At 71.8% G+C, this 11,982-nt stretch carries 11 protein-coding genes; 4 read left to right on the top strand and 7 right to left on the bottom strand.

Features of this window, described 5'->3' with window-relative positions; genetic code table 11:
- Nucleotides 1–5: 5 nt before the first annotated feature.
- On the bottom strand, nt 6–671 hold the full coding sequence (locus tag VMR06_RS00055) for a helix-turn-helix domain-containing protein (RefSeq protein WP_325371702.1): 666 nt from the start codon (nt 669–671) through the stop codon (nt 6–8).
- Nucleotides 672–1,318: 647 nt separating this feature from the next.
- Between VMR06_RS00055 and VMR06_RS00050 the strand changes: the two genes are divergently transcribed.
- From VMR06_RS00050 to VMR06_RS00040, 3 genes are all read left to right on the top strand, one after another.
- Complete coding sequence (locus VMR06_RS00050) at nt 1,319–4,168, top strand: TonB-dependent receptor (protein ID WP_325371700.1); 2,850 nt, start codon at nt 1,319–1,321, stop codon at nt 4,166–4,168.
- Between the two features lie 151 nt (nt 4,169–4,319).
- Nucleotides 4,320–4,868, top strand: coding sequence for an RNA polymerase sigma factor (locus VMR06_RS00045; protein WP_325371698.1), 549 nt, complete (start codon nt 4,320–4,322; stop codon nt 4,866–4,868).
- The gene (locus VMR06_RS00040) at nt 4,865–5,845 is read left to right on the top strand and encodes a FecR family protein (protein ID WP_325371696.1); all 981 of its coding nucleotides are present in this window, start codon (nt 4,865–4,867) and stop codon (nt 5,843–5,845) included. The genes VMR06_RS00045 and VMR06_RS00040 overlap by 4 nt, the downstream gene beginning before the upstream one ends.
- Before the next feature lie 13 nt (nt 5,846–5,858).
- On the opposite strand, the gene VMR06_RS00035 is transcribed toward VMR06_RS00040, so the two are convergent.
- The 4 genes from VMR06_RS00035 to VMR06_RS00020 all read right to left on the bottom strand — a co-directional run bounded on the left by VMR06_RS00035 (nt 5,859) and on the right by VMR06_RS00020 (nt 8,081).
- A complete protein-coding gene (locus VMR06_RS00035) occupies nt 5,859–6,290 on the bottom strand; it encodes a hypothetical protein (protein ID WP_325371694.1) in 432 nt (143 codons plus the stop codon).
- A gap of 323 nt (nt 6,291–6,613) precedes the next feature.
- A complete protein-coding gene (locus tag VMR06_RS00030) occupies nt 6,614–6,955 on the bottom strand; it encodes a hypothetical protein (protein WP_325371692.1) in 342 nt (113 codons plus the stop codon).
- 11 nt (nt 6,956–6,966) lie between these two features.
- A complete protein-coding gene (locus VMR06_RS00025; protein WP_325371690.1) occupies nt 6,967–7,278 on the bottom strand; it encodes a hypothetical protein in 312 nt (103 codons plus the stop codon).
- A gap of 155 nt (nt 7,279–7,433) precedes the next feature.
- A complete protein-coding gene (locus tag VMR06_RS00020) occupies nt 7,434–8,081 on the bottom strand; it encodes a DUF922 domain-containing Zn-dependent protease (protein ID WP_325371688.1) in 648 nt (215 codons plus the stop codon).
- Between the two features lie 146 nt (nt 8,082–8,227).
- Between VMR06_RS00020 and VMR06_RS00015 the strand changes: the two genes are divergently transcribed.
- Nucleotides 8,228–10,249 (top strand): ferritin-like domain-containing protein, encoded by a 2,022-nt coding sequence (locus VMR06_RS00015; protein ID WP_325371686.1) that lies wholly within the window; start codon nt 8,228–8,230, stop codon nt 10,247–10,249.
- A gap of 201 nt (nt 10,250–10,450) precedes the next feature.
- Here the strand turns inward: VMR06_RS00015 and VMR06_RS00010 are convergent, their stop codons facing one another.
- Together VMR06_RS00010 and VMR06_RS00005 are read right to left on the bottom strand one after the other, a co-directional pair.
- The gene (locus tag VMR06_RS00010; RefSeq protein WP_325371684.1) at nt 10,451–11,344 is read right to left on the bottom strand and encodes an NAD(P)/FAD-dependent oxidoreductase; all 894 of its coding nucleotides are present in this window, start codon (nt 11,342–11,344) and stop codon (nt 10,451–10,453) included.
- 136 nt (nt 11,345–11,480) lie between these two features.
- On the bottom strand, nt 11,481–11,982 hold a 502-nt coding region (locus VMR06_RS00005; protein ID WP_325371682.1), incomplete at its 5' end, for a cytochrome b.

Raw genomic sequence — 11,982 nt, 5'->3', positions numbered from 1 at the left:
CATGTTCAACGCGAATGGACCAGTCCGAGCGCCACCGCCGCTTCGCCGCGACCCGGATGCCGCAGGCCCGGCGATGCCGCGAACGGCAGCTGCGGCGCGGCGCCGCCGGTCAGGCCTGCCGCATCGCGCCGCAGCGCGGGTTCGAGCACCAGCTGGCCGAACACCTGCACGAAGACCTGGGCCGACCACGGCAGCAGCGGATCGGGACTGCCGGCGCGCATCACGTCGCTCACCTGTCCGAGGATCTGCCGGATCTGCTCGAGCGACAGCGACAACACCAGTGCCTCGCCGCGCACGTCCTCGAGCACGGTGCGCCGCAGATAGGCGCGCATGTCCGGCTCCACATCGAGTCCGGCCTGATAGCCGCGCGCCAGTTGCGCGGCGGCCTCGGCCAGCGGCGCGCGCAGGTCGATCGACGACAGCGCCGCCTCGCCGAGGCGGCGTACGATCCACTGATCGACCGCCTCGCGCAGCAGCAGCTTGCTGCCGAAGTGATGGCCGATCAGCGCGAGCGATACATTGGCGCGCTGTGCGATCCGCCGCAGCGAGGCCTGCGCGTAGCCCTTGCTCGCGAACAGCTGCAGCGCCGCGTGGCGGATGCGTGCCTTGCCGGTCAGATCGAGCGAGGGCGGCGCGGCGGACGGCTGCAATGCGACGGAAGAGATCGGCATGGGGGCACCTCGTATCGATCGTGCGGGAGCGCTCCCCCTCCAAACGCGGCGGACCTCCTCCCCCCTACCTGCCCCTGCACCGCCGCCGGCGGTCCACGCGGCAACCGCATGCCTCGTACGAAAAGCCTCGGCGTGCGAACGGTCTGGCGTACGGCGGCGATTTCGTTCAGTTCCGCCGGCACCTGCGACCGACGAAGATGACGACCGTCGGACGGCATTTCCTGGGCAAGAGGAAATCCGGACAGGCCTGCCGCACCGCCCCCCGAGGCATGCGCCGCGTCCTGCGCCGTCCGGCCACGGTCGCCCTCCCCCTAGTCGGGTCGCCGTGAAAGGCCCCCTGAGGAAGCAGGGGGCCTTTGCTTTTTTGCGCCGCGACCTGCGCACGAGGCCCTTCCGGTATGCTGATGCCCGACCCACTGCCTGCCGGCGGCACCCGCCTCGAGCGGGACGGCGCCCGGTGCCGCCTGCCCGACGTATCAGTTGTTTGCAGATCACCGGCCGCGGTCGCTGGCGAGTCGTGCGGTCCCATAGCAAGCTAGCCGCCACCGGCATCGACGATGCCGGGACGGCGTCCCGGCGGTGCGCCGCCGCGGGCCGTCTTCCGAACCGTCAAGGATCGATGTACGGGGTATCTGCACGAGCGCGCGATGAAGGGCCTAGCGTGTCTGATCGCCTTGCTGTTGCTCTGGGCCGGTCCTCCGGCCCGGGCGGACGCGGCCGCCGGCGTGGACTACCGGATCGAGCGCGGCCCGCTCGGCGAGGTGCTCAACGCCTGGGCCACGCAGAGCGGCGTGCAGCTGCTCTATCCGCCGCAGATCGTCGCGCGGCGGACCAGCGCGGGCCTGTCCGGGCGCCTCACTCCGCAGCAGGCACTTGAGCGCCTGCTGCGCGCGACCGGCATCGAGGCGACCGCGGTCGGCGGCGGCACCTTCGTGCTGCGCCGTGCCGCACCGGTCCGCGCCGAGCGGCCGGCGAAGCCGGCACCGCCGTCGGCGGTCGATGAGCACGCCCAGCTGCCGCAGGTCGACGTCCACGGCAATCGGCTCGGCCGTATCGTCACGGCGACCTCGACACCGACCACGACGATCACGCGCGAACAGATCCAGGCCAGCGGCTATCTGACGCTGTTCGATCTGCTGCGCTCGCAGCCGGGCGTCCAGGTCACGCGCCAGCCCGAGGCGATGAGCGGCGACAGCGCGGGCCTGTTCCGCGCCGGCAGTTCCGGAGCCGCCTCGGTCGCGCTGCGGCGGCTCGGCGCGCACGCGACGCTGCTGCTGCTCGACGGCCGGCGCCTGACCGATTACGGCCTGGCCGGCGGCGACGGCGGCATCGCCGACATCGGCTCGATTCCGCTGGCGATGATCGAGCGCATCGACATCATCCGCGACGGTGCCGGCACCCGCTACGGCGCCGCGGCGATGGCCGGCGTCATCGACATCACGCTGCGCAAGCGCCTGGACGGCGGCGAGATCACGACGCTGCAGGGCCTGTCGAGCCGCGGCGACGCCGGCCATCGCCAGCTGTCCGGAGCGCTCGGCGAGCATTTCGCGAACGGTGCCGATCTGCTGCTGATGGTCGACGCGGTCGACGCCGATCCGCTGCTCGGCGATCGCCGCGACTGGTATACGCTCGATCGACGCAGCGAGGGCCTGCGCGATGCGCGCAGCGTGTTTTCGTTTCCCGGCAACTTCAGCGATGACTTCGGACTCGAGAACCTGCGCGCCCGCGCCGGCTGCGCGGCGCAGGATCTCGACAAGGACGGCCGCTGCCTGGCCGACACCACCCGGGTGACGACGCTGCGCACCGGCAAGAACTCGCGCTCGCTGCTCGGCCACGTGCGCATGCCGCTGACCGGACCCTGGGACGCGTACGCGGATCTGCGTCTGGCGCGCGTGGACCATCGGCAGCAGTCCGCCCCATCGGCCGGCGTCATCGTCAATCCGGCCGCCGCCGGCCTGCCCGGCGGCGACTACCTCTACTACGGCTTCTGGGACATCGGCCCGATCCGCCAGCGTACGCGCTCGGAGGTCGCGCGCGCGCAGTTCGGGCTCGAACGCAAGGGGCACACCTGGACGTTCGACAACATCGTCGGCGTCGAGCACAGCCGCGTCGAGGAACGCATCACCGGCCTGGTCAACCGCGACCGCTTCCTCGACCTCACCAACGAGAACCACTACGGTTTCAATCTGCCGGTCGTCGACCCGCAGCTGGCGCTGGCGCTGGCGCCGCCGCTCGACAACCGGGCACGCACGCGCGTGCTCGATGTCGCCAGCACCGTCAGCGGCCACGTCGGCGGCTGGTCGTCCGGCGAGATCAGCATCGACGCCGGTGCGCAATGGCGCCGCGAGACGCTGCACCAGGCCCCCGATGCGTCGCTGAGTTCGGACGATCTGCTGATCGGCCGTCTCGAGGGACGCTACGATGCCACGCGTACGACCGGCTCGGGCTACGCGCGTGCCGGCGTGCCGCTGCCGGGCGGCATGCAGGTCGATCTCGGCTGGCGCGTCGAGCGCGACAGCCACTTCGGCTCGCGGACCTCGCCCGCGCTCGCCCTGCTCTGGACGCCGCTGCCGAGCGTGCTGCTGCGCGCCGGCGTGACGCGCGGCTGGCGCACGCCGGCCCCGCTCGAGCAGCGCCCCCCGTTCGTCGAGCAGGGCAGCTACGAGTACGTGGCCGTGCCCGAGGCGCTGCTGCCGTGCGCGCTGTCGGCCAGCAGCGGCACGCAGATCTACTGTCTGCTCGAGCAGCGCAGCGGCTACAACCGCAACCTGCGTCCCGAGACCTCGCGCGGCATCAACGCCGGCCTGATCTGGGAACCGGCCGAGCGCTTCAGCATCGGCCTGGACCTCTATCAGCTGCGCCGCAGCGACGAGATCGGCGACATTCCGCTGAGCTATGCGCTGCAGCATCCGGCTGCGTTCCCCGATGCGCTGGTGCGCGACGAGGCCGGACGGCTCGAGGCCGTCAATCTGTTTCGCGTGAACCTCGGGCGGACCACGACGCGCGGTGTCGACCTCGACCTGCGCTGGACGTCGGCGCCGACGCGCTACGGCACGTTCGGCTTCGACATCGCCGCCAACTGGCTCGACGAGCTGAGCGTCCGCCCGATGCCGGACGCTCCGGAGTACGAGCGCGCCGGCTACGCCGGCCAGCCGCGCCTGACCGCGATCGGGGCGCTGCGCTGGAGCCGCAACGCCTGGTCCTCGACGCTGCTGCTGCGCCACACCGGCCACTACCGCTACCGTCAGTACGACGCGGACACCCTGGACTGCCCGGACTACCGGGCCGCCGTGCACAAGTGCTCGACGCCCGGTTTCACGCTGGTCAACGCGAGCGTGGCCTACACCGGCTGGCGCGACTGGCGCCTCTCGCTCGGCGTCGCCAACCTGTTCGACCACACGCCGAAGAACTACGACGAGGCCAGCGGTGGCTACAACCCGCGGTTCGACGACCCGGTCGGCCGCTATTTCTGGCTCGGCGCGACACGCCGGTTCTGAGGCGCGGCCTGCATGCGCGTGCGACGGGTAGGGGGATCGCTGCCTGCCGCGTTACGAGAGGCCGTGGCGATCGGCCACATCACCCTCGAGTTTCGTGCTAGTCGCCAGCCCGTCGCTGCCTGCCCCCGCGGCCGAGCCTTATGATGCGCGCATGACCCCTGCCCCCATCAAGGCCGGCGGTGCCGCTGCGCACGAGGCGTTCGACCGTTTCGTCGCGGAGCGGCGCGTGCCGCTGCAGCGTTTCCTGGTCAATCTCGGCGTCAGCACCGAGGATGCCAGGGATCTCGTTCAGGAAGGATTCCTGCGCCTGTTGCGCTACCGCGACAGCGCTGCTCCGGCCGAATGGACGCCGCTGGCCTACCGGATCGTGCTGAATCTGCACCGCGACCGCCAGCGTCAGGCCGCACAGCGCGAAGCCACCATGCCACTGGAACTGGCCGAAGCCCCTTCCCACGACCCCACGCCCGAACACCACGTCGCCGACCATCAGCAGCTCATGCTCGCCCGCCAAGCCATCCTCGAACTGCCGCCGCGCTGCCGCGAGGTCTATCTGCTCAACCGCGTCGACGCGCTGAGCTACCCGGCGATCGCGGCGCGCTGCGGGATCTCGGTCAAGGCGGTCGAGAAGCACATCTCGCGCGCGCTGCGCGAGCTGCGCGCCAAGGTCGACCGCCTCCTCGCCTCGCGAGACCTGCCATGAACGCCTCCGTCCACGACTCCGCCGTCCTGCAACGGGCCGCCGACTGGCAGGCCCGGCTGAAGGCGCCGGACTGCAGCGCCACCGACCGCGACGCCTTCGAGCGCTGGTGCGCGGCCGATCCCGTACACGTCGACGTCTGGCTCGATGTCGCCGCGCTCGACGAGGCGGCCGCCGGACTCGGCGACACGCCGGCGATCGCGGCGGCGGCCCGGCCGGCGCGGCGCGGCACGGCCCACGCGCAGCACCGCCGCCGCTGGCGCAGCGGCATCTCGGTCGCCGCAGCGGCCGTGCTGATGCTGGCGGCCGGCCTGATCGGCTGGCTGGATCCGTTCGCCGGCGTCGCCACCGCCGAGTACGCCACCGCGATCGGCGAGCAGCGCGCACTGACGCTCGCCGACGGCACGCAGGTGCGGCTGGACACCGACACCGCGCTCGGCGTCCGCATCGACGATGCCGAGCGCGTCCTCGAGGTGCGCCGCGGTCGCGTCGACCTGACCGTCGCCGCCGACACGCGCCCATTCGAGGTATACGCCGGCCGCGGCCGCGTGCGCGACATCGGCACGCGCTTCCAGGTCGAGCACCGCGACCTGCGGGTCACGGTCGCCGTACTCGAAGGCGCGGTCGGCGTGCGCCTGACCGACGGGACGGCCGGCGAGACCGCCCTCGCGCCGGGCCAGCGCGTCGGCTACGGCGACAGCGGGCCGCTGGCCCAGGTGGAGCCGTTCGATCCCGAGCATGCCGAGGCCTGGACGCGCGGCGAGCTGATTTTCAGCGACCGCCGGCTCGACGAAGTCCTGACCGAGATCAACCGCTACACGGCCACGCCGCTGCGGCTGGCCGATCCCTCGCTCGGCGCGATGCGCATCAGCGGCGTGTTCCGCCCGTCCGACACCGCCTCGCTGCTCGCCGCGCTGGACGCCGGCTGGTCGCTGCACGCCCGCCACACCGCCGACGGCGCGATCGAACTGGCGCGTTGAGGCGCCCGCCGCATCACGCGCTGCGCGATCGGCCGGGCGCCGGCTGCAATCCGTAGCGGTCGATCGCGATCAGCAGCGCGGCGCCGAACGCGGTGCCGGCCAGTCCGTACAGCGCGTCGACCGGATCGGGCGTGTTGAGGACCGGGATCGCGGTCTCGTAGACCAGATTGGCGGCCGCGAGCACCAGACCCAGCCAGGCGATCGCACGCATCGGCACGCCGAGTGCCAGCCACAGGTAGCCGATGCCGGCGTAGAGGAAGTAGCTGATCGAGAAATTGGAAACGTGGCTGTAGAAGTCCGGCGCGCGGTCGAGCACGACCTCCCAGCGAAACGCCGCGAGCGTGCGCCCTGCGAACAAGGCGCCGGCCAGCGCGAGTGCGGCCAGATGCAGCAGCGCGGCCCATAGTCGCGGGATGCGCTTGAGCGCGGGGGCGGGTTGGGTCATCTTCGATTGCGATCTGGGGTGGACGGGCCCGCCGATGATAGGCAGTGACCGGTGATACCGGCCCCGGAACAATGGGCGGTGCGTGTGCAGCCCTGATCTCGTGAGCGCGAGGATCCGTCCCATGCATTGTCGTCACGGCCCGTGCCGTGTTTCGCTTTGCAGCGGGCGGCACCGGCGCCTTCTTTCCGCACGCCCCAGGCCGGAGGGTCGCTTTTCCTCGCGTGCCCGCAGCGCCGCAGGAGCGGCGCGAACATCGAAGGCGGTCCGAAGGGCGCGGCGCAGGAGGCGCGGAGTCAGGACAAACAACCCAAGGAAGGCCACCGTCATCGAACGCCCTTCCCCCGCCCTCCTCTGCGCAGCACCCGCTCCGCATGACAGTACGCGCTGTGGATGCGGTGATAGCACGCATCCGCGTACCCGGTCTCCGCGTAGCAGATCAGCCGGTATTCGTGCACTGCGTCGAGCCACTCGCCCAGGCGCTGGTGATCCTCACGCGTGCGGCACTGCGCAAGCAGACCGGACAGCGACGCGCCGAACGCCTGCATCGATCGGCGCCGCAGGCGCGCGATATCGCCGTCGCCGACGTAGCGCGATTCGTGAGCGGCGAGTTCGGCGGCGTCGAGCGTCTCGACGAAATCGTCGAGCAAGGCCGGATTGAACACCACGCGCGGCGATCTCATCGGCCGTCCCCGGACTTCGAGCGCGGCGATGATCCGGCCGTCCGACCGGATGTGCATGGCGGTGCGGCCGATCCACCTCCCCGCTGCCGACGATCGGACTGCGCGGCGACCCGCGCCGCATGCCGCGTCGGCGCCGTCACCACGATCGTCAGCGCCGGTGGCAGGATCGGCAGGCCCGTCGCCGCGCCGAAGAATACGGTCTCCTTCATCACGATGTCCTCTCCCTGCATGCCCGAACAGCCGGCCGGCTCGATCGACCGAAGCTGCGGGATCAGTCTGCGCCGGTTCGCCGCAGCGTCAACCGGCACGACGCACGAAGCGGCGATTTCCTACGCGCATCGTGGTCGCAATCCTGCACCGACGATGCCGACGATGCCGACGCCGCCGTCGCCGCACGACACCGCGCCTTTCCGTCGTCGAATCGCAGCACGCGCTCGCGCCGCACCGGCCTCATCGGGGAACCTCACGGAAAGCGCACGCCCTCGTTGCGGCCGTGTCCGGTCTCGACGTCGTAGGCGCGCTGGCGTGCCTTGTAGTCCTCGACGACGGCTTCGCCGGCCGCGTTGACCTCCGCTTCCAGCGTCTTGCAATCGTGGGCGCGGCCGATCGCGCCGACGCGCTGCTCGACGGCCTCAGCGGCCTCGATCGCGAGCGCTTCGTGACCGCGCTCGTGACGGTCCAGCGCGGCGACGTAGGCCTCCCAGCGTCGCACCAGGTCCGGTGCCGCATCGGCCGGCGCCTGCCAGCGCGGCAGGTGGATCGTCGTCGTCAGATCGGTGCGCAGCGAGATGCGCCGGCAACCGTCGCGCTGCTCGCGAAACCGGTACTGCCATTCGAGCTTCCAGCGCGTATAGGCGTCGTAGCGGCCGCCATCCTCGCCGCGCGGCCGCTGGGCTTGCAGCTGCGCGCGCAGCGCCTCGACGCTGTCGCCGACCACGTCGTAGTAGGTACGTTCGGCCTTGTGACGGACCTCGGCCAGCGCCGCCGGACCCGCCGCTGCGATGACCAGGCCGGCCAGCCAGCCTGCCGCCCGGCGCCGCCGCGCGGACCGGCAGCGGGCGAATGCGAGGTCTGGACGAGGCGGATGAGGGGTCGGTCCGATCGGCTGCATCGCCACAGCATAGACGCCCGGCCGGTGCGCGGGGCGACGGTGCCCGGAGCGCGGACCAGCATTTTCGTGCGGATGCGGATCGGCCCGCGCTCCGGGCGCCGCGGCCGGCGGCATAATCGGCCGCAGCCCGGCCATTGGATCCCGCGATGCCCCAGCCCGCCGCCGTACCGACCACCCGCGAACAGCTGTGGGCGCTGCTCGCCGAAGCCGCCGAGATCGAGCACCATCTGATGTGCTGCTATCTCTACGCGGCCTTCAGCCTGAAGGAGCGCGTCGAGGAGGACCTGTCCGAAGACGAGCTCGCCGCCGTCCGTCGCTGGCGCGGCGAGATCCTCGCCGTCGCGATCGAGGAGATGGGCCATCTGGCGATGGTCTGCAACATCCTGTCGGCACTCGGCGCGCCGGCGCATCTGGCGCACCAGAACTTCCCGGTCGAGCCCGGCTATCACCCGGCCGGCGTCGTCGTGAAGCTGACGCCGTTCAACTGGGAGACGCTGGCGCACTTCATCTACCTGGAACGCCCCGGCGGCGCCGACGTCGCCGACGGCGCCGGTTTCGAGCCGCCGCAGGCCTACGCGCGCGGCGCGCCGATGGACCGGGTGATGACGATCACGACCGACTACGGCACCGTCGGCGAGCTCTACGCCTCGATCGATGCGGGCTTGGCCGGGCTCGCCGCGACGATCGGCGAGGACCGCCTGTTCATCGGTCAGCCGGCGCATCAGCTCAGCGCCGAAACCTGCGGCCTGCCGGATCTGAAGGTCGTGCGCTGTCTCAAGACCGCGCATATCGCGATCGACGCGATCGTGCGCCAGGGCGAAGGCGCCGAGGCCGGCCAGTTGCGCTCGCACTACCAGCGCTTCCTGGCGATCCAGCGCGAGTTCGCCGCGCTGCGCGAGGCGCGGCCGGCGTTCCGGCCGGCGCGCATGAGCGCGCACAATCCGGTCATGCGGCGGCCGCCGACGCCGGGCGGCAAGCTGTGGATCACGCTGGAGCCGGCGGCCTGCCTGCTCGATCTGGGCAATGCGCTGTACAACCACTGCCTGCGCTGCCTGTCGCTGGCCTATGCCGGTGCCGATGCCGCCACCCAGCGCGCGCTGGTGCGCACCAGCGTGGACCTGATGCGTCTGCTGACGCCGATCGCGACGCGGCTCGGCAGCCTGCCGGCCAGCCCCGAGCTGCCCGAGGCGACCGCCGGCCTCAGCTTCGCGACGCTGCGCTCGGCCGCCGCGCTGGCCGCCGACGTCGAGAGCGTCGCGATCGTCGTCGAGCGCCTCGACGAACTCGCGCGCCGCGCCGAGCTGCTGGGCGCGCGCTATCCCGGCGAGGCCGGCCTACTGCACGAAGCGGCGCGCGGCCTGGATCATCTGGCGCGACGCCTGGCGCCGCATGCGGTGGCGGCGCCGGCAGCGGTCGCCGCGCCGACGACGGCCATCGCACCGACGCCGGCGTCGACACCCGCACCGGCGCCGGTCGCAGCGCTCACGCCCGGCAGCGGCGACGCGCCACCGCTGCCGATTCCTCTCGACGACGGCCGCGAACGCATTCCCGGCGCCGGCATCGATCTGATCTACGCCGGCAAGCGCTGCATCCATGCACGCCACTGCGTGCTCGGCCTGCCGCGCGTGTTCAAGGCCAATGTCGAAGGTCCGTGGATCGCACCCGATGCGGCGACCACCGAAGCCCTGGTCACGATCGCCCAGATGTGCCCGTCCGGTGCGATCCAGTACCAGCGCCACGACGGCGGCGCCGAGGAAGCGCCGCCGCCGGTCAACCTGGTGCAGCTACGCGAGAACGGCCCGCTCGGCATCCGCGCGCAGCTGCTGATCGACGGCCAGCCGGTCGGCATGCGCGCGGTGCTGTGCCGCTGCGGCGCGTCGAAGAACAAGCCCTATTGCGACGGCAGCCACAATGCGATCGGCTTCAAGGCCACCGGCGAGCCCGACACGATTCCGTCCGATCCGCTGCCGGCGCGCGGCGGTCCGCTCGGCGTCGAGCCGGAGCTCAACGGGCCGCTGGTCGTCACCGGCAATCTCGAGCTGTGCTGCGGCACCGGCCGCACGATCAACCGCGTGACCGCGACGCGGCTGTGCCGCTGCGGCGGCTCGGCCAACAAGCCCTACTGCGACGGCACGCACCAGCGCATCGGCTTTCGCAGCGAGGCCTGAGGCGTCCGCCGAGGCGAGCCGCGCAGCGCTGCGCCGGACAGCGTGGCCGCGGCGCGGAGCAGCCCGTCATGGGTGTCGGGACGTCCGCGCGAGGTCCGCGGTTATCCGCTGCGGTCCAGCGCTCGGCGGCGGCAACGGCGGCACGCAGTCGCCGCGCAAAGCATCAGCCGGGTCCGAACGCCGGCGCGTCGGACCGGCCGATTACGCACGCGCCACGAACGGCAGACGATGGTGCACGTGGGTCGCCGCGAGCGCCGCCTGCCCGACCGCCACTGCGATCTGGTTGAGTCCGCTGACGACGTCGCCGATCGCATAGAGACCCGGCAGGCGTGTCTGCTGATCGGCGTCGACCACGACCTCACCGGCCGCATCGAGCTCGGCGCCGGCCGCCGCGGCGATGCCGGCGATCGTCTCGCAGCCCAGATACGGATAGACGGTATCGAATTCGACCGGATCGCCATGCGGCGGCGTGTAGATGCAGCGCCGCCCGTCGAAATGCAGCCGGCCGCCGGCCGGCAACCAGCGCACGCCGGCCTCGCGCGATTCGCGGCCCGCGTCCGCGCCGTCACCCTCGTCGGTCGGCAGCACCGAGACCGAGCGCGAATAGGTGCGCAGAAAGCGTGCATGACTGGCGACGACGTCGCTGGCGCCGAGCACGCCGATGCGCAGATCGGTCGCCTCGTAGGCGTCGCAGACCGCGCACAGGCGCATCGCGCGGCAGGCGATCGCCTCGGCGACCCAGGGTTCGTCCGGCAGGCGATCGACGATGCCGGTCGCGAGGATCACCCGCCGCGCGCGCCAGCGGCGCTCGCCGGCCGACAGCTCGAACCCTTCCCCGTCGCGCGCGATGCGATCGACGCGCGCCTGCTCGATCGGCACGTCGACCGAGGCCGCCTGCTCCTGCATGCGCAGCAGCAGCGCCGGTCCCGACACGCCGTGCGGAAAGCCCGGACAGTTGTTGCTTTCGGGAATCCAGCGTACGCGGCTCTGGCCGGCGTCGAGCACGAGGCAACTGCGATGGAAGCGGCGCAGATAGGTCGCTGCGGTCAGGCCCGCCGGGCCTCCGCCGACGACGATGACGTCGATCAGGTCCATCGGGGATCCCCGGAGAAGAAGAGCAGCACGACCTCACGATAGATGCGCGATGTCGCAAAGGCAATCGGTGCTGCCGGCATGGAAGCGCCTGCTGCGCGCGCCCGGCGGCGCGGCCCCGCCGGGCCTGCCGTTTGCATCAACGATCGGCGTGGGCATCCCTATGTCGCTCCGACGCGTCGCGACGCTCGCCGGAGCCGCGCCAGGCATGCCGCAGCGCCGCGGCGGCATGCAGCACGACCAGACCGATCAACACCCAGGCGCCGTAGACGTGCAGATACCAGGCCCAGGCGCGGCCGGTTTCGTCGTCGGCCGGCGGCGTGAACAGGGCCGGCACTTGGAGCGGACCGATCAGCGCGCGATCGGCGCCCATCCAGATCCAGATCACGTAACCGCTCAACGGAAGCATCAGCAGCAGCGCGTACAGCAGGCGATGCACGCCGCGTGCGATGCGCCAGTGGCCGGCCGCGACGCCGGGCGGCGCATGTCTCGGCGTGCCGTGCCGCCAGCGCCACGCGAGCCGCAGCGCGACCAGCATCAGCACGACGATGCCGAGCCGGAAGTGTGCACCCAGCAAGGTATCCGACAACACGCGATCGCGGACCGCCTCGGACGCGTAGCCGAGCGCCAGCTGCACCGGC

The sequence above is a fragment of the Dokdonella sp. genome (assembly GCF_035511235.1).
Lineage (GTDB): Bacteria > Pseudomonadota > Gammaproteobacteria > Xanthomonadales > Rhodanobacteraceae > Dokdonella.
This window is presented reverse-complemented; position numbering and strand designations above follow the sequence as displayed.

Bases quoted from the DNA above. Each gene is read 5' to 3' on its own strand.
- VMR06_RS00010 (WP_325371684.1), bottom strand. From the start codon at position 11,344: ATGGACCTGATCGACGTCATCGTCGTCGGCGGAGGCCCGGCGGGCCTG.
- VMR06_RS00045 (WP_325371698.1), top strand. From the start codon at position 4,320: ATGACCCCTGCCCCCATCAAGGCCGGCGGTGCCGCTGCGCACGAGGCG.
- VMR06_RS00055 (WP_325371702.1), bottom strand. From the start codon at position 671: ATGCCGATCTCTTCCGTCGCATTGCAGCCGTCCGCCGCGCCGCCCTCG.
- VMR06_RS00020 (WP_325371688.1), bottom strand. From the start codon at position 8,081: ATGCAGCCGATCGGACCGACCCCTCATCCGCCTCGTCCAGACCTCGCA.
- VMR06_RS00040 (WP_325371696.1), top strand. From the start codon at position 4,865: ATGAACGCCTCCGTCCACGACTCCGCCGTCCTGCAACGGGCCGCCGAC.
- VMR06_RS00035 (WP_325371694.1), bottom strand. From the start codon at position 6,290: ATGACCCAACCCGCCCCCGCGCTCAAGCGCATCCCGCGACTATGGGCC.
- VMR06_RS00050 (WP_325371700.1), top strand. From the start codon at position 1,319: ATGAAGGGCCTAGCGTGTCTGATCGCCTTGCTGTTGCTCTGGGCCGGT.
- VMR06_RS00015 (WP_325371686.1), top strand. From the start codon at position 8,228: ATGCCCCAGCCCGCCGCCGTACCGACCACCCGCGAACAGCTGTGGGCG.